Here is a 17,223-nt window from a genome sequence, read left to right as displayed (position 1 = left end):
AATTCTCGCGTTTATTCTTCTAAAATATCGGCCAATACGGTTTCAAAGCCAACCAGTACGTTCTCACCGGAAAGCACTTCGGAAAACGCTTTTGTGCCTACGGGATGCTCATGCCGATAGATGTATGTCAACTTTTCATCTGGAGAAACCAGCCAGGCCAACCGTACGCCGTTGTCGATCCATTTTACCATTTTCTCTTTCAGCACCTCGATGTTGTCTGAATCGCTGGCTAACTCCAGGACAAAATCGGGTGCCAGATGCGGGAACGAATGTTTTTCTTTCTTACTGAGAGCGTCCCACTGCTCGCGCCGAATCCAGGCGACATCAGGAGCCTTCATTGATTTATCATTTAGAAAAAAACCACCGTTTGAGTCGATGACTTTGCCCCCTTTTTTCTTACGGTTCCATATACCGATTTCAGTATTTAATTCACTGTTGTTCGAGCTTGTCAGAAGGTGGGTAGGAGACATATTAATATACAGAATACCATTCTCATCACGCTCAATACGGAGTTCAGGGTTGGCCAGACAAAATCGAACTAATTCATCATCCGTAAAAACGTCGAGTTGTGGTATGTGCAGCGGCAGTTGCATAAGAAATCGGGTTTCAACTTTAACAAATCTACCAAATCGAACGAAGCAATCAAAGCCAGTACGGTAACCAGTCTCACACGTACCGCAACCAGCCAATCTCACTATGAGCAGCTTTATACGTTCCGTACCACTTACAAAGTGGGTATAACAGGACAACCAACCCGAGCCAAACGACGTATACAAGCTCCAGCGAAACACCCGCGCCCGGCGGACGACCGAAATTCAGGGGGCCGGAGGGAAAATCGGACCAGGAATACCCTTGCAGCAGGCTCATGCCAATCATGGACAAATGCACCAGATACCAGTGAAGGATATAATAGAACATCGGCACCTTTCCATACACGGTAAGCCAGCGGGTAAATCCGTTGCTAACGCCATCCATTGCCGATAAAAATACCAGCATCAGGCCAAGCATGAGCAAGGCATACAAGAGCGAAGGCGGGTATTTCGTAACATTGATGAACGACATGAACGTAAAGAATCCGCTTTTCTGCGGTGCCCAGGGTGCCGGGTCGCCGTAAAGGTTCAGGAAACGAAGTAGTAAAAACAACGCAAGCGACCCCAGGCCGATTTGAAACAAGAGCGATTTTCGCTGTTCCATTGGGCGCTCCATCAACTGACCGCAGGCATACCCGACCAGCATAATGCCCAGCCAGGGAATGAGCGGATAGGCGACCAGCAACGCGAAGTGGGGGCTTACTGAAAAGAACTCCGTTCGAAAAAATAACGCCCACAGGAGTTTAGCCACCGGGTCCGTAAACGTTGGGACGAGTTGGAGAATGTTATGCCCGAACACGATTACCAAACCAATCAGGCCAACCTGTTTCGCAGGCAACTTCGATAACAGAGAAAGAATAACCAGCCCACCCCCAATGGCGTAAATGACCTGCAACATCAGCGACTGAAAATGAATGTCGAACCAAAAGGCGAAGTTGATAACCGTCAGTTCGAGCAGGATCAACACCAACCCTCGTTTCAGCAGGAAACGACGCGCCGACTCGTTTGACGCAGCAGTCGCGCCTTGCTTCCTCAACGACAGATAGGCCGACGTTCCCGACAAAAAAACGAAGGTTGGGGCACACAAATGAGTAATCCACCGAGTCATAAAAATAGCCGGTGTTGTTGTTGCCAGATCCGTTGGATTTTGGGTGAGCGCGGGCGTATGGAGCAGATCGCGGACATGATCGAGCGCCATAATTACCATCACCAGCCCACGGGTTATGTCAATAGCCGTTACCCGTTTCATTTTTTGTACCGGCACTTTGTATTGTCAGCTTTCACGTAATACGACTTATAATTCAACGCTTTCGGATTCATACAGCCCTTAAGCTCAAGCACTTCTATGTTTTTAAAATCAATGGGGTGGCTTTCTGCCTGTAACGCCAGGTACCCACTGCCGAGCGGGGTGTTGGCCTGACTGACCCAGTGCTTCCCGGCATTGGCACTAAATCGTCCGGCATCCCAATCATGGTCTTTACTGACGAAACCACCGCCAACCTGTGGTCGCTGGTAGGTCAACACGGTTTCTCCGTTGATGAGATGATGCACAATAGAATCACCCATCACAATGGCTTCGGCGGTAACCCACTGGTCGCCATCATACGTTTTTGAATCAGAGTCCGTACAGTGTTCGGGACGGAGGCTATTCCCAATAAACACCTGTGTACCAGGTGTGCATAGGTTACCGGTGTGACGCTCTCCTTTACCCAGACCACCCAGCAACTGCATCTCCAGCGAGACAGGGAACGTTTGATTAAGCGACAAACTTTCTGCCGACTGGGAATGCAGCATAATACCACTATTCCGTACATTCCAGGAATCGCCACCGGGGGTTTGATTACCTAGAAACCGGTACTGAAATCGTACCCGATAATAAGAATAAGGCTTCTTGTAATAGATATGTCCGTATTTAAAATCGAAGGTTTTGTACTGATCATAGGCCACACGCAGGATACCCTTCTCGACCCGAAAGGTGTTCTGATAATTGTCGTTAAGTGGCCGTCCGGCAATTTTTATATCCCAGCCATCCAGATTTTTTCCATTAAAAATTGAGACCCACTCCTCTTTGTCAGCCGCCTTCTGGGCAAAGGACATAGATAGAGTAAACAGGTAAATCAGGAGCAGAGGTAATACGTTTTTCATGTTCAGGAGAAAGATAATGGAAGAGATAGGAACGCGGATTGAACGGATCAGACGGATGTAAAACGGATAAAGCTAATCTCTGAAATCCGTTTGATCCGTTCAATCCGCGTTCCTGTACAACTTATTTTAATACTTCAACGGTGTTCAACTCCGGGCCACCACCATGATTGGCCGATCCCGCTACGATGTAGATTTTATCCTTGTAAACAACCGCCTGCGTACCATGACGCCCCTGTTTTAAGGTTGGACCAGCAGTCCACTTATTTGTTTTGGGGTCGAGTGCTTCGGCTTCGTTGTGGGCGAGCAATTGAACGGTTTCACCCCCAATAATCCAGACTTTACCACCCAGCGTTACGGCGGTAGCACCCGCCCGCTGGGTTGGAATACTGGCAGTAGCGGGTAAGGTTTCCCAGCGTCCCGTTTTGAAATCGTACACATCGACCTCAGCAATGGTCGTTTCCAGCACTTTATTGATCCGCGCCGTCGAATTACGTCCACCTGCCAGATATAGTTTATCCCCAACAACAGCCGCTGTGATGTGGTCGCGGGTGCGGGGCGCATCGGGCAGCCGTTTCCAGGTATTTGTTTTCGGGTCATACTCATCCAGCCAGGCTACGTGTCCATCGTAGTGCCCGTCGATGATTCCACAGGACACATAAATTTTGTTTTTGTACACCACAACACCCGCCGACCCCCGAAGCCGCTCCTTCGGAATTTCGGGGCCGATGCGCCATTTTCCCGTTTTAGGGCTGTAGATATAAATATTGGGAATCGGTGTTTCGTGGGGGTATTTACCTTGAAAAGCGCCGATAACGTACAATTCCCCCCCGTAGGTAATCGCCTGAAAATGGTTCATTTCAACGGGTGGCGTAGGAAGCGTTTGCCAGACAAGCGTTTTCAGGTTGAGCGCTTCGAGTGGTTTCATCCCCCGGCCACCCACGGCATACAGACTATCACCAATCAGTGTAGCTGCGTTCTCATGGCGGACAGAGCAGGTATTCTGTGTTGTAACCGGTTGCCAGCTTTGCGCGTGAACACCCATACTGATGCTGGCAAAGCCCAAAATATACTGAAAATAGCCCTTCATAAAGATTCGTAATAGAGCGAGACGTGTGATTGATCAATAAATCATATTTGAAGCCGATACTACTCTAATTTACGGGCCATTCGGCAAACCATTTACTTCACATACTGTTAAACCATAGAGTTAATATATATATGTTGTTATGGAAACGAACCAAAACGGGAACCTGTCTTCCGAACAGGCAGGCGGTCAAAACGGGCACACGTCCGGACCAGAATTCGGTGCTACCGGACTTCAATCACAAGACCAGCCCACAGACCAGACCTTAACGACCAGGCAGGGTCATCCGCTCACCAACAACCAGAATGTCCGCACGGTGGGAAGCCGGGGGCCAACCACGCTGGAAAATTACCCTTTCCTCGAAAAAATCAGTCATTTTGACCGGGAACGCATTCCGGAGCGCGTTGTCCACGCCCGTGGCGCTGGTGCGCATGGTGTTTTTGAAGCTTACGGTACCGTTGGCGACGAGTCCGTTTCGAAATATACCCGCGCCAAATTATTCCAGGAGAAAGGAAAGCAAACGCCGGTCTTTGTCCGTTTTTCGTCAGTTATTCACGGTGGTCACTCGCCCGAAACCCTTCGCGATCCTCGTGGTTTTGCCGTGAAGTTTTATACGGAAGAAGGTAACTGGGACTTGGTGGGCAACAACCTCAAAGTGTTCTTTATCCGTGATGCGATGAAGTTCCCGGACATGGTTCACTCCCTCAAGCCGGACCCCATAACAAACCGGCAGGATGGCGGACGTATTTTTGATTTTATGAGCAATACGCCCGAATCGGTCCACATGATTACGTTCCTGTTTTCACCCTGGGGTATTCCGGCCAATTACCGGCAAATGCAGGGATCGGGCGTAAATACCTATAAATGGGTAAACGAGCAGGGTGAGGGCGTGCTGGTCAAATACCATTGGGAGCCAAAACAGGGAATTAAAAACCTGACCCAACCCGAAGCCGAACAGATTCAGGCCAAAAACTTTAACCACGCCACGCAGGATCTGTACGACGCCATCGAAGCCGGAAACTTCCCCCAGTGGGAGCTTTTGGTACAGATCATGAGCGACGACGAGCATCCTGAACTTGATTTCGATCCGCTTGACGATACGAAGTTATGGCCTCAGGATCAGTTCCCGTGGCTACCGGTAGGCATGATGACGCTCAATAAAAACCCGGAAAATTATTTCCACGAGGTTGAACAAGTTGCCTTTGGAACGGGCGTGCTGGTGGATGGATTGGACTTCTCTGACGACAAAATGCTTCAGGGCCGTACGTTCTCCTACTCCGATACGCAGCGTTACCGCGTTGGTACCAATTACCTGCAGCTGCCCATTAACGCGCCCAAAAAGCATGTAGCAACAAACCAGCGCGACGGCCAGATGCAATATCGGGTTGATACCGCACCGGGTCAGAATAAGCATGTCAATTATGAGCCGTCGTCGATGAACGGCCTGAAAGAAGCGCCCCGGACGTATCCGGACCACAAGCCTTTCATTTCGGGAAATCTGATGCGTCAGCCAATCGACCGGACCAATAACTTCAAACAGGCTGGCGAACGCTACCGGACGTTTGAAGACTGGGAACGCGATGACCTGATCAATAACTTAGTGGACGCACTTTCGGGCGCACAGAAAAATGTTCAGGACAAAATGATTGAACTGTTCAGTCAATGCGACGAAGACTACGGTCGGCGGGTAAAAGATGGTTTGCAAAAGATGGCAAACGGTACGGGCGAGCAACCGCACGGTCAGGCAAACATACAGGCTGGCCAGGAAGCCGTACAGCAGGCCGAAGAACTGGCCCATGAAGCCAAGCCTTATTGATTTGTTTCATAACAAACGTGAATTCAGGATTAGCAATGGCCCGTTAGGGCCTACCCAGCGTAGCGTCGGTAGAAAAATTCATTTTAAGCAAGAGCAATGTACTGTCAGGCACATAACAGTTGTGTACCTGACGGCACACCTATGCTACGCAGAAGGGCTCCTTTCTACCGACGCTGCGCTGGGTAGGCCCTAATGGGCCAAAATACATAAAGTCTAATTTCGAATTAACGTTAACAACGAATATGAAAGGCTCTCAGGCAACGGAGAGCCTTTCATATTCACTCTAACGGAACAATGGTTGAACTTTTAACGTCGGCCATCACAAAGAAGCTGCTGATGTGCAGCGTGCCGGGAATAACGGATAGCTGCTCCTGATAAAAATAATTGTACGTCTCCATGTCGCGACTCACGATCTTGAGCAGATAATCGAATGTGCCCGAGACCCGGTTGCATTCCAGTACATCGGGCAAGAGACGAATAGCCCCTTCAAAATCGGCGAAAGCATCACGGGTTTGCCGGTCGAGTGTGACCTGACAGTACACCATCAGTAAATTCCCCAATTTCTTCTTATTGAGTATCGTAACGTACCGCTCAATGATACCCTCCCGTTCGAGCCGTTTGATACGCTCATGAACAGGCGTTTTTGACAGATTGATTTGCTGCCCTATCTCCTGTATCGTTAATCGGGCATTTTGCTGAAGCAAAGTAAGGATTCTACGATCGGTTTTATCTAAGTTCTCCATACCGGCATTTTTACGGCTTACATTCGTAAATTAAGTTGATTATAGATTTATTTCCTGACAAGTAGCCACTTTACAGCACATTTTTCTAAAGATACAGTTTCTGTTAGAAAAGTAGTGTATCACCCTTTACCTTTGTAATACGCAATTGAATAACTTTTCCAACGCGCATACACGTTATGGTTATTGGTGTCCCAAAAGAAATTAAAAACAACGAAAACCGCGTTGCACTGACTCCTGCCGGTGTAACAGAACTCCGCAAAGCTGGGCATACAGTCTATATTCAGGTAAATGCGGGTGAAGGGAGTGGTTTTGAGGACGAAGAATACATTGCTGCCGGAGCTATCATGTTGCCTACTATTGAAGAGGTGTATGGTATTGCCGAGATGATTATGAAGGTTAAGGAGCCAATTGCGTCTGAGTACGATCTTATCAAGCAGGACCAGTTGCTGTTTACCTATTTCCACTTTGCTTCTTCGGAAGAACTGACACAGGCTATGCTCGCCAAAGGCGCGGTTTGCCTGGCGTACGAAACCGTTGAGCGTCCTGACCGTAGCCTGCCGTTGCTGATTCCTATGTCGGAAGTAGCGGGGCGCATGGCGATTCAGGAAGGGGCTAAATATCTTGAAAAACCATTGAAAGGTCGGGGTATCCTGCTTGGGGGCGTTCCGGGGGTAAAACCGGCTAACGTACTTATCCTGGGTGGTGGTATCGTAGGTACACAGGCGGCTAAAATGGCAGCCGGATTGGGCGCACATGTTACGATCATGGATGTTAGCCTGGCACGTTTGCGTTACCTGTCCGACATTATGCCGCCAAACGTGCAGACCATGATGTCGAACGAATACAACATTCGGGAAATGATTAAAGTCTGTGACCTGATTGTTGGTGCCGTTCTCATTCCCGGTGCCAAAGCTCCTCACCTCATTACCCGTGAGATGCTGAAGCAAATGCGCTCCGGTACGGTATTGGTTGACGTAGCCGTTGACCAGGGCGGTTGCATCGAAACCTGCCACCCAACCACTCACGAAAATCCAACCTTTATTATTGACGGTGTTGTGCATTACTGCGTCGCCAATATGCCGGGTGCGGTTCCCTATACCAGTACACTTGCCTTAACAAATGCCACCCTGCCCTATGCCCTGCAACTTGCCAACAAAGGCTGGCAGAAAGCTTGCCGCGACAACGCCGATCTTAAAATGGGCTTGAATGTGGTTGACGGGAAAGTGGTTTACAAAGGAGTTGCCGAAGCATTTAATCTGCCCCTAACCGAAGTGAGCACCATGCTGACGGAGGAGGAAATGGCTTAATAAAATATTACCTATTCATCGACAGACGCAGGTCGCATTCGCAAGAGTGCGGCCTTTTTTTTGTAATTTGTCGTTACACTTTCAACGTACCGTTATGAATCCGCAAGCAACAACACCGGTTATCCCCACCTTATACGAATGGGCGGGTGGAATGGAAAAATTCGAGGCTTGGACCGACTTGTTTTATCAGCGGGTTCACGAAGACACGGTGCTGGAACCAGTTTTCCACGGTATGTCGGCCGATCATGCCCGGCACGTGGCTCATTTTATTGCCGAAGTGTTTCGAGGTCCGGCTACTTATAGTCGGGAGGGGGGGAGCCACTATGACATGATTCACCATCATTTGGGGAAACACCTGACCGAAGCCCAGCGTCGGCGCTGGATTGACCTGATTCTGGATACCGCCGATGTTGTTGGCTTACCCGATGACCCTGAGTTTCGCTCAGCGGTGGTGGGTTATCTGGAATGGGGTTCCCGTTTGGCAGTCATTAACTCAAGCATAGACGTTGTGATCCAGCCACAGGATGCGCCTATGCCAACCTGGGGCTGGGGTGAAACGGGCGGGCCTTACGTTCCTTAACGTTCTTCCAGAGATTGCCGGACTAAAACGCGCCACTCTTCTTCCAGCGACCCGTCGAAGAACGACGTTTTTGCCCGCCGATACCAGTAGTTGGCATTAAAGCGATCGCCTTCTTTACGGTGTAGATACGCATGTAGCCGGTCGTACGGAAGCTCTCCCTCCCGGCTTTGTGCAATATTATGAGCCTCTTCCCATTGCTCTTTGGCATCAAACCAAAGACCTTTCAAGATGGGATTAAGCCCGGTTGGGGGCTCGGGTTGGGTTAGGGTCGCGGTAAATTGATCGAGTGTCATGTGAGTGCAGATTAAAGCCAGTCTTCACGCAGTATTCCATTGAGCTGCTCGTAGGGAATGGTCACCTGAATGGGGCCAACGGCGTAGGCAGCAATTTCGTAGGGATTGTAATAAAAGAGCATACCTGTGCTGCTCATGCCTACGTTAGCGGGGAGAAAAAAATGACCATCGCGTAAAAAATAGCCCTGCTCTTCGAGGTTATTTTGAGGTGACAACGCCTGCTGTTTTCGAAAAGCCTTTTCAACGACAGACAATAGAGCCGTTGTGTCAGCCACCAGATCGGACAGCATCAGCAGCCGCCCCGTTTTGCGGTCAAAATTATACAGAGACAGGTTTGTATTTGGGTGAGCACCGCCCGTATACGCAAAGGTTTCGAACTTGACCGTCAGCGCTTTTACGCCAACATGCAGGGTATCGGCAGCGGTTTTCACTTCCCAGCATCCGCCTAAACTGCCCATGTCTTTCCGAACGGTTTCGTAATCGGCGGCAAAGAGAGCGGCCGCTTTCGCCAGATCTGTCTGCGCCTGGGGATTACTGGCAATCGTAGCACTATCGAGCCAGCCGGTCAGGCTACTGACGGCCAATTGCCGCAGACTGTCGTTGATATTCCGGGCACCGTCTGAGTCATCTTTCAGGAGAACGTACGAAACAGCTACGTCGACACCACTGTTTTTGACTGTGTCGCATCGGTTCTCTCCGGCGTATGTAAATTGTTGTTTATCGAAAACGGGCAGCTCCGAATTCCTGGAATTACAAGCGCAGAGTAGTGTAATTGAGCCGCCGAAAAACAGGGCCAGAAAGTACTTCATGAGAACGTTGTAGTAGAACTACACGTAAGTTGCTGATTTATTGATTCCAGCAACCTACGTGCCATAGACTACAAACTTAGCAAATCTTTAAATCGAATAGCCTGACGACGGCTAATTTCAATTTTATCACCACCTCTCAAGGTGACTAGCAACCCACCACTAAACCAGGGTTCTATTTTTTCAATCCATTGAAGATTGATAATGTGTTTACGGTTAGCCCGGAAAAAAGTGGCCGGGTTCAGCCGGTCTTCGAGCGCATTCAACGACTTGAGGACGAGCGGCTTTTGATCGTCGAAATATAACCGGACATAGTTGCCCATTGATTCAAACAGGCGAACTTTACCTAGTTTAACGAACCAGCATTTCTCGCCATCCTTCACAAAAACCTGGTCGTTCTCACCCAATATTTTTGTTGAAATCCCGATTGAACCAGCGCCGGACGATTCCGGAATGTGTTGTTCCTCCTCCACGCGATGAATGGCTTCCGACAGCCGGGCCAGTTCAACAGGCTTGAGCAGGTAGTCGAGCGCGTTGTATTCAAACGCTTTGATAGCGTATTCATCGAAGGCCGTCGTGAAAATCACTTCGGGGGTTTTGCCTTCAATAGACTGTAACAACTCGAACCCATTTTTGCCGGGCATCTGAATATCCAGAAACAAAAGTTCCGGTTCCAGCTCTTCGATCATGGGCAGTGCTTCGTCCGCGTTTGCAGCTTCGCCGATAATCTGAACTTTAGGGAAATTTTCGAGCAGCCGACGCAGTTCGTTACGGGCCAGGCGTTCGTCGTCAATAATAAGCGTCTTCATTCGTTTTTAGCTTTTGATTCAGGAGCAACAACAGGTCGAAAGGGGGTAGATTTACAAATACCGTTTTAATCCAGGCTCTTTACAGCAGCCTCTTTCCGGCGAAATATACTTTCAGACTGGGCCGGGATAGTTATTTCGGCACAGACAATCGGGCCGTTTTCGGAGGATTCTTCTTCCTGGAAAATTTGAAACTGTGCCTCGGGACCGTACAGTAATTCCAGCCGTTGAGCGGTATTGGCCAGCCCAAATCCGCCCGACGCCTTCTTGTCTCCCAGCACACCCGTATTGCGAATGATGATGTGGAGTTTATCCGCAACCAGACTGGAGCGAACCTCAATAAATCCGCCCCGAATGGCCGTTGATACTCCGTGTTTAATGGCATTTTCAACCAATGTTTGCAGCATCATGGGCGGCACCTGCCAGAACAGCGTCCGCCCGTCAAGTTCAATATTCGACGTTAACCGATCTTCATAACGAACCTTTTCGAGGGCCAGGTAATCCTCAACGGTTTTGATTTCTTCGCGCAGCTCAACGGTTTTTCGCCGGTCGGCCAGGAGCGAGTTACGGAGCAGGTTCGAGAGTTGGGTGATACTCTGCTGCGCTTTAGCCGGATTTTCGAAGACCAGCGCCCGAATACTGTTCAGGGCATTGAATACGAAATGGGGATTTAACTGCGACCGCAATACTTTGGCTTCGGTTTCGCGAATACTGGTTTTTAACAGAATCTTTTCGATTTCGGCATTACGATTCTCTTCCACATAATGATAGGCCGTATAGCTCAATACCCAGGCAAGCATCGTTTTTCCGAAGGTCATGATGTACCCAAATACTGGCCAGGGCTCATCGATCAGATGCTGCGGCACAATGATCCGATCCATGGGCAGGTTGACCATGGTCATAATCAGCGCCAGCACAAAAACGGATAACAGCACACGTGGTGCCAGTCGAAAGAAGGGTAACCGTACCCAGTTCCACCGCCGAATCATAAGCCGGTAGAGGTGCGTAAGGGTGATACCCAGAAATATATTGGCAATGGCTAAATAGAGCGTATCCGGGTCAAAGCCATCTTCCAGCAAGTAGGCAATGTACTCCACCAGGATGAGGAGCGACCACCCAAATAACTGACAAAACCAATATATTTTCTGTTTAGACATCCCTGTTTCCTACGGCACTGCCGATCAAAAAGCGAATATACTGCATAAGGGGCCGGATGGTCGGTACATACTACACCAGTGGAGTAAAAGGAGGAAGGCCGGGCCATCTGGCGGAGAAGCGAAAAAGCGGGACTTTCGTCACCGCTTTTCTACGATTTTATGGAATCACGCTAATGCCAGCGATAATAAATGAGCTGTATCGTTCGCCAGTTCGATGGTAAACGTGGCTTTGTCGTAATCGTACTGGAGTTTATACAGACACAGATTGCTGTGCTCAAACTGGTCCATTGTCGAAAGCGGCTGGTTGGTTAGCCAACAAAGCAGAATACGCATCGCCCGACCGTGCATAGTCACGAGAATAATCGACTCATCGGGATGAGAAAGGATGGTATCAATGGCCACTTTCTGCCGGGTCGCCACCTGATCCGGACTTTCTCCGCCATCGGTCGTCTGGCTGGTTTTACCCGACTCCCAGGCTTCGATCAGATTCCGGTAATATTCGTTATCCAGGTTCCCAGGGGCTTTTCCCTCCATAACGCCCCAACTAATCTCGTTGAGGCCCGTCAATTTCTCGTACGGTAACCCCAGCTCAATAAAAGGCTCAGCGGTTTGGAAGGTTCGCTTCAGACCAGAGATATAAATCTTGCTGAAGGGTACATGCTGGTAGGCCTGAAAAAATGCCTGCGCCTGGGCCCGTCCCATATCGTTGAGGTCTGAGTCTACACCACTTCCCTGTACAACACCCCGCCGGTTGTAGTCAGTTTCGCCGTGGCGAATCAGATAAATAGTTTTTTGTATCAAGCCTGTATCCTTGCCTATTGGCAAATTTTCCCAAATTTGAGTGCAAAATTACACAAAACGCGCTCTTTATGAAAACTGGGGTTGACTTAAGTACACTTGAATTTATTCATACTGACTCTATCGGTACGCACCTGGGCATTGAGTTTACCGAAGCTGGCGAAGGGTATCTGATCGCCCGTATGCCGGTGGATAAGCGCACACATCAGCCCTTTGGCATTTTACACGGGGGAGCCTCCGTCGTACTGGCAGAAACGCTGGGCAGCGTGGCCTCGTACATGATGTTGGATGACCCCACCAAACAACGGGCGGTGGGCCTTGAAATAAATGCCAACCACATCCGCTCGGTTCGAAGTGGCTGGGTGTACGGGCGCTGTACCCCTATTCATGTTGGCCGTACGACCCATGTCTGGGATATTCGCATCACGGACGAACAGGAAAAGCTTGTGTGCGTAAGCCGGTTAACTATTGCCGTAATCGGGAGTTAAGTTGTTACCACGTCAGCATTTGTTTTATGGTAGCTCAACGGGAAGAAACGTTTCGGATAAGTCAGCGGATTGTTTACTGGCTCGTATTTGGCCTCTTCATGATACTGCTGGCAACGGTTGTATTACCCGTAACCATTGCGCTGGCCGGGCAACCCTATGCCGATCTTAGTTTTGCGCCCCTATATGGTGCAGCGGCTGCGTTTATATGGATACCTTATCTGGCCGAATGCTGGCGTTTAACAAAAACGGTAACCCTATCAGAACAGGGATTCAGCATCCGGAAACTGGCCCGAAAAACAAGACAATTCCGGTACAGCGATATTGTTGCGCACAATGAGCGGAAAGAAGTTGGCCGGGGAGACTCTTTTATGGTATTGACAGTTTATCTGAAAAATGATTTTTTCATCATCAAATCGAACACATTTCCGGAGTATGACCGCCTAAAAGCTCATTTCTGCCAATTTGGTGAGTCGATCCCCTACCGGAAAGTCGTGACCCTTCCCGAACGCAATCGCCTTCGGTGGCTTTTAGCCGGACTGGCTTTGTTCATTATCGCCAACATACTCTTTGGATACCTTGCCCATAATCAGGCTGACCACACCAAAGCCAGGCTGACTGCCGTGACGGATGTAGTTGACCGGATTACAGAAAACCGTCCCAAAGGGAGTTTTAAGGGTGTTTATGTTCGGTTGCGCCAATGGCCGGAACTCAACTTTTACGCCAGCAGGAGAGCTTATACTCAATCCCTGCAACCGCTTAAAGAAGTTATTCGTGTCAATCAGCCAATTACGTTATTGATTCCGGAAAGCGAGTTTCGTAAAAAGATTGCCCATACCGAGCCGCTCACCATCGGCGACAAATACATCAAGTACGGACTGATTTCAGTCTATGGCATTTACCAGGATCATGCCGTCCGTCTTCAGTCGGCAGAGCCCGTTTTTGAACCAACCCGGACAAACCCCTTATTTCGCACCATTCTGCTCGTTTTTTTACTGCTGATTTGCTGGACAGGCTGGGTCTATGTGGATCGGCACAGCGTTATCCGGACAGATTGATACGCCACCCGGCCTACTTTTTCCGTACCTTCACGCTCCAATCAGCGGGACAATACCCCTCGTCATCAACAGTATGAATCAAAAAATACGGCGCGAAGATGCCCTCGACTACCACGCTAAAGGACGTCCGGGAAAACTTGAAGTCGTGCCAACTAAAGAATACAGCACCCAGCGCGACCTTTCACTTGCTTACTCTCCCGGCGTTGCTGAGCCTTGTCTGGCCATTGAAGCCAACCCCGACGATGCCTTCAAATACACCGCCAAAGGAAATCTGGTGGCTGTAATCAGCAATGGTACAGCCGTTTTAGGACTGGGCAATATTGGCCCGGACGCCAGCAAACCCGTTATGGAAGGAAAAGGGCTGCTGTTCAAAATCTATTCCGACATCGACGTTTTCGACCTGGAACTGAACACGACCAATATCGACGAGTTTGTGCGAACGGTCAAGATTCTGGAACCGACGTTTGGTGGTGTGAACCTGGAAGACATCAAAGCGCCGGAATGTTTCGAGATTGAAGAACGGCTCAAACGGGAGATGAACATCCCCGTCATGCACGATGATCAGCACGGTACGGCCATCGTAAGCGGGGCAGCTTTGCTCAACGCGCTTGAGCTGGTTCACAAGCCCATCGAAACCGCAAAATTCGTTATTCTGGGCGCGGGAGCAGCCGCTATTTCGTGCGCCCGCCAATACATTGCCCTGGGGGCCAAACACGAAAACATGGTGATGTTCGATGTGAACGGTCCGCTTCGCACTGACCGCACCGACCTGAGCGAACTTATGCAACCGTTTGCCACCAGCCGCGACATCAAAACGCTGGAAGACGCCTTTGCCGGAGCCGATGTATTTGTAGGGTTATCCAAAGGAAATATCGTTAATCAGGACATGATTCGCCTGATGGCCAAAGATGCCGTTGTGTTTGCCATGGCCAATCCAAATCCGGAAATCAGTTACGACGACGCCATGGCCGCCCGACCCGACATTATTATGGCCACGGGTCGATCCGATTACCCCAATCAGGTCAATAACGTTCTCGGTTTCCCGTACATTTTCCGGGGGGCGCTCGACGTTCGGGCTACCGAAATCAACGAAGCCATGAAGCTGGCGGCTACCTACGCGCTGGCCGATTTAGCCAAAAAGCCCGTACCGGATCTGGTCAATCTGGCCTATGGAGAGTCGAACATGATTTTTGGCCGGACGTATATTTTGCCCAAACCCGTTGACCCGCGTCTGTTATCTACAGTAGCTCCGGCGGTGGCGAAAGCGGCCATCGAGTCGGGGGTGGCGCGGTCGCCCATTACGGATTGGGAGGCCTACGAACACCAGCTTGCCCGCCGACTGGGACAAGACAACCAGATTTCGCGGGTTATTCTGACAAAAGCCAAAGCGAACCCCAAACGGGTTGTTTTTGCCGATGCCGAAAACCTGAAAGTACTAAAAGCGGCCCAGCAGGTACGGGACGAAGGCATTGCCCACCCGATCCTGCTCGGCGAGCGTGCCAAGATTGAGCGGCTCATCCAGGAAAACAGCCTTGACCTAGGGCATATTCCGATTCTCGATCCCCGCGCACCCGAGCAAACGGGGTTGATCGAGAAGTTTGCGAGTGTGTATTTCGACAAGCGGAAACGCAAGGGTGTCAACCCGACCGAAGCGCGCAAGATGATGTACTACCGCAATTATTTCGGGGCCATGATGGTCGAAACCGGTGAGGCCGACGCCCTGATTTCGGGCTTGACGGGTTCGTATCCCGAAACCATCCGGCCCGCTCTTCAGATCATCGGCAAAGAACCGGGGGTGAAGCGCGTGGCAGGGATGTACATTTTGCTTACCAAGCGCGGGCCGCTGTTCTTCTCCGATACCACCGTCAACTTTAATCCAACGGCGGAGGAAATCGTTGAAATTACCGAACTCACGGCTCAAACCGTGGAGCGATTCAACATAAAGCCCCGCATTGCCCTGGTCACTTATTCGAACTTTGGCAGTGCCCAGGGGGAAGATGCAGAAAAGATGAATCGGGCCGTCGACATCCTGCAACGCAAACACCCCGACCTGGTGGTGGATGGGGAAATTCAGGCGCACTTAGCGTTCAATACCGAGTTGCTTCAGCAAAACCACCCATTCAGCAAGCTGGTTGGTGAAGGGGCCAATACACTCATTTTTCCGAACCTGTCGGCGGCCAACATCGCCTACAACTTAATGAGTGAAGCGGCCGGTTTCGATGCCATCGGGCCTATCCTGCTCGGCATCCGCAAGCCGGTGTATGTCTTGCAGCTAGGTTCATCGGAGCGTGAAATTGTCAATATGGTCGCCATTGCCGTAGTAGAAGCACAAGGGAAGTAAGTAGTTAGTAGTAAGTATTAGGAGCGAGGAGCATTTTTTAAGGAGTTAGGAGTTAGGAGCGAGGAGTTAGGAGGGCTGACGCACCAGCAAAAAAACACGCCGGTCCGCCGGTGCGGTCAGCCCTCCTGACTCCTAACTCCTAACTCCTAACTCCTAACAACTAAAAAACCCATGTCACGCATTTTAACAGGTATTCAGAGCAGCGGGCGACCGCATTTGGGGAACATTCTGGGGGCAATTAAGCCTGCCATCGACTTATCCAAACAGCCCGACAATGAGTCGTTTTTATTCATTGCGGATCTTCATTCGCTCACGACCATCAAAGACGGCCCTACGCGTCGGGAGTTTACCCGAGCCGTAGCGGCTACCTGGCTGGCCTTTGGCCTGGATACCGCCAAGAACACATTCTGGCGGCAGTCGCGGGTGGCCGAGCATACCGAACTGGCGTGGCACCTCAGTTGCTTCACGCCCATTCCAATGCTGAACAACGCTACGTCGTTTAAGGAAAAATCGGATCGGGCCACGGGTCCGGTCAATACGGGTTTGTTCGTGTACCCGGTCTTGCAGGCCGCCGATATTCTGCTGTATGATGCCGAAATCATCCCCGTTGGAAAAGACCAGCGGCAACACATCGAAATGACCCGTGACATTGCCAGTGCATTCAACAGACAGTATGACGAAGATGTGTTTGTGCTGCCCGAAGCGCGTATCGACGACCGGCTCATGACGATTCCGGGTATCGACGGGGCCAAAATGAGTAAGTCGTATAACAACTACATCGACATTTTCCTGCCTGAAAACGAGCTATGGAAAGTGATCAAGAAGATAAAATCAGATTCGACACCGCTCGAAGAGCCCAAAGACCCGGCTACGGATATTACGTTCCAGTTGTATTCGTTACTGGCATCGGACGAAAAAATTGCCGAAATGCGTAGCCTTTACGAAGGCGGGAATTACGGCTATGGCATGGCGAAAAAAGCATTCTACGAACTCATTCTGGAGCAGTTTGCCGAAGAGCGTGAACGATTCAATTTTTACATGACCAACAACGATGCCCTCGAAGCCGAACTTCAGGCGGGTGAAGCCAAAGCGCGGGTTGTAGCAGGCCAAACCATTGCACGGGTGCGCGAAAAATTAGGTTTTAACTAACTGAGAAACAGAAAACAACCGTTAACACAGATGATTTGGGAAAAAGCGTAGGCTCTGTTTATTTT

17 protein-coding genes are annotated in these 17,223 nt (G+C 50.1%); 7 read left to right on the top strand and 10 right to left on the bottom strand.

From position 1 onward, the window contains the following. Positions 1–11: 11 nt before the first annotated feature. From CRO74_RS04095 to CRO74_RS04080, 4 genes are all read right to left on the bottom strand, one after another. On the bottom strand, positions 12–593 hold the full coding sequence (locus tag CRO74_RS04095; RefSeq protein ID WP_097124715.1) for a Uma2 family endonuclease: 582 nt from the start codon (positions 591–593) through the stop codon (positions 12–14). 73 nt (positions 594–666) lie between these two features. After that, positions 667–1,839 carry an acetyltransferase domain-containing protein gene (locus tag CRO74_RS04090; protein ID WP_097124714.1) on the bottom strand — a complete coding sequence of 391 codons (1,173 nt, stop codon included), beginning with the start codon at positions 1,837–1,839 and terminating at the stop codon, positions 667–669. Continuing rightward, positions 1,836–2,735 carry a 3-keto-disaccharide hydrolase gene (locus tag CRO74_RS04085; protein WP_097124712.1) on the bottom strand — a complete coding sequence of 300 codons (900 nt, stop codon included), beginning with the start codon at positions 2,733–2,735 and terminating at the stop codon, positions 1,836–1,838. The genes CRO74_RS04090 and CRO74_RS04085 overlap by 4 nt, the downstream gene beginning before the upstream one ends. Before the next feature lie 121 nt (positions 2,736–2,856). Further along, positions 2,857–3,822, bottom strand: coding sequence for a Kelch repeat-containing protein (locus CRO74_RS04080; protein ID WP_097124711.1), 966 nt, complete (start codon positions 3,820–3,822; stop codon positions 2,857–2,859). Positions 3,823–3,961: 139 nt separating this feature from the next. Here CRO74_RS04080 and CRO74_RS04075 point away from each other — a divergent pair, with 139 nt between their 5' ends. Next, positions 3,962–5,635, top strand: coding sequence for a catalase (locus tag CRO74_RS04075; protein ID WP_097124709.1), 1,674 nt, complete (start codon positions 3,962–3,964; stop codon positions 5,633–5,635). Between the two features lie 278 nt (positions 5,636–5,913). Here CRO74_RS04075 and CRO74_RS04070 read toward each other — a convergent pair whose 3' ends face one another. Continuing rightward, entirely contained in the window at positions 5,914–6,378 is a 465-nt protein-coding gene (locus CRO74_RS04070; RefSeq protein WP_097124708.1) for an Lrp/AsnC family transcriptional regulator, read from the bottom strand. Positions 6,379–6,554: 176 nt separating this feature from the next. Here CRO74_RS04070 and ald point away from each other — a divergent pair, with 176 nt between their 5' ends. Both ald and CRO74_RS04060 read left to right on the top strand, forming a co-directional pair. Continuing rightward, positions 6,555–7,685, top strand: coding sequence for an alanine dehydrogenase (gene ald / locus CRO74_RS04065; protein WP_097124707.1), 1,131 nt, complete (start codon positions 6,555–6,557; stop codon positions 7,683–7,685). Between the two features lie 94 nt (positions 7,686–7,779). After that, on the top strand, positions 7,780–8,265 hold the full coding sequence (locus CRO74_RS04060; protein WP_097124706.1) for a group II truncated hemoglobin: 486 nt from the start codon (positions 7,780–7,782) through the stop codon (positions 8,263–8,265). On the opposite strand, the gene CRO74_RS04055 is transcribed toward CRO74_RS04060, so the two are convergent. The 5 genes from CRO74_RS04055 to CRO74_RS04035 all read right to left on the bottom strand — a co-directional run bounded on the left by CRO74_RS04055 (position 8,262) and on the right by CRO74_RS04035 (position 12,128). Next, positions 8,262–8,558: a hypothetical protein gene (locus tag CRO74_RS04055; RefSeq protein WP_097124705.1), complete on the bottom strand. Its 297-nt coding sequence runs from the start codon at positions 8,556–8,558 to the stop codon at positions 8,262–8,264. The two genes, CRO74_RS04060 and CRO74_RS04055, sit on opposite strands and share 4 nt — an antisense overlap. Positions 8,559–8,569: 11 nt before the next feature. Next, positions 8,570–9,367, bottom strand: a complete 798-nt coding sequence (locus CRO74_RS04050) for an RsiV family protein (RefSeq protein ID WP_097124704.1) — start codon at positions 9,365–9,367, stop codon at positions 8,570–8,572. Between the two features lie 68 nt (positions 9,368–9,435). Continuing rightward, complete coding sequence (locus tag CRO74_RS04045) at positions 9,436–10,173, bottom strand: LytR/AlgR family response regulator transcription factor (RefSeq protein ID WP_097124703.1); 738 nt, start codon at positions 10,171–10,173, stop codon at positions 9,436–9,438. Positions 10,174–10,238: 65 nt separating this feature from the next. Beyond that, the gene (locus CRO74_RS04040) at positions 10,239–11,327 is read right to left on the bottom strand and encodes a sensor histidine kinase (RefSeq protein WP_097124702.1); all 1,089 of its coding nucleotides are present in this window, start codon (positions 11,325–11,327) and stop codon (positions 10,239–10,241) included. A gap of 165 nt (positions 11,328–11,492) precedes the next feature. Continuing rightward, a complete protein-coding gene (locus CRO74_RS04035; RefSeq protein ID WP_097126005.1) occupies positions 11,493–12,128 on the bottom strand; it encodes a histidine phosphatase family protein in 636 nt (211 codons plus the stop codon). A 68-nt stretch (positions 12,129–12,196) separates the two neighbouring features. Between CRO74_RS04035 and CRO74_RS04030 the strand changes: the two genes are divergently transcribed. From CRO74_RS04030 to trpS, 4 genes are all read left to right on the top strand, one after another. Continuing rightward, on the top strand, positions 12,197–12,613 hold the full coding sequence (locus CRO74_RS04030) for a hotdog fold thioesterase (RefSeq protein ID WP_097124701.1): 417 nt from the start codon (positions 12,197–12,199) through the stop codon (positions 12,611–12,613). A 26-nt stretch (positions 12,614–12,639) separates the two neighbouring features. Then, positions 12,640–13,668 carry a hypothetical protein gene (locus CRO74_RS04025; RefSeq protein ID WP_097124700.1) on the top strand — a complete coding sequence of 343 codons (1,029 nt, stop codon included), beginning with the start codon at positions 12,640–12,642 and terminating at the stop codon, positions 13,666–13,668. Between the two features lie 73 nt (positions 13,669–13,741). Continuing rightward, on the top strand, positions 13,742–16,009 hold the full coding sequence (locus tag CRO74_RS04020) for an NADP-dependent malic enzyme (protein ID WP_097124699.1): 2,268 nt from the start codon (positions 13,742–13,744) through the stop codon (positions 16,007–16,009). A gap of 171 nt (positions 16,010–16,180) precedes the next feature. Continuing rightward, positions 16,181–17,158 carry a tryptophan--tRNA ligase gene (trpS, locus tag CRO74_RS04015; RefSeq protein ID WP_097124698.1) on the top strand — a complete coding sequence of 326 codons (978 nt, stop codon included), beginning with the start codon at positions 16,181–16,183 and terminating at the stop codon, positions 17,156–17,158. Positions 17,159–17,223: the final 65 nt, after the last annotated feature.

This window comes from Spirosoma fluviale, from assembly GCF_900230225.1.
GTDB lineage: Bacteria > Bacteroidota > Bacteroidia > Cytophagales > Spirosomataceae > Spirosoma > Spirosoma fluviale.
This window is presented reverse-complemented; position numbering and strand designations above follow the sequence as displayed.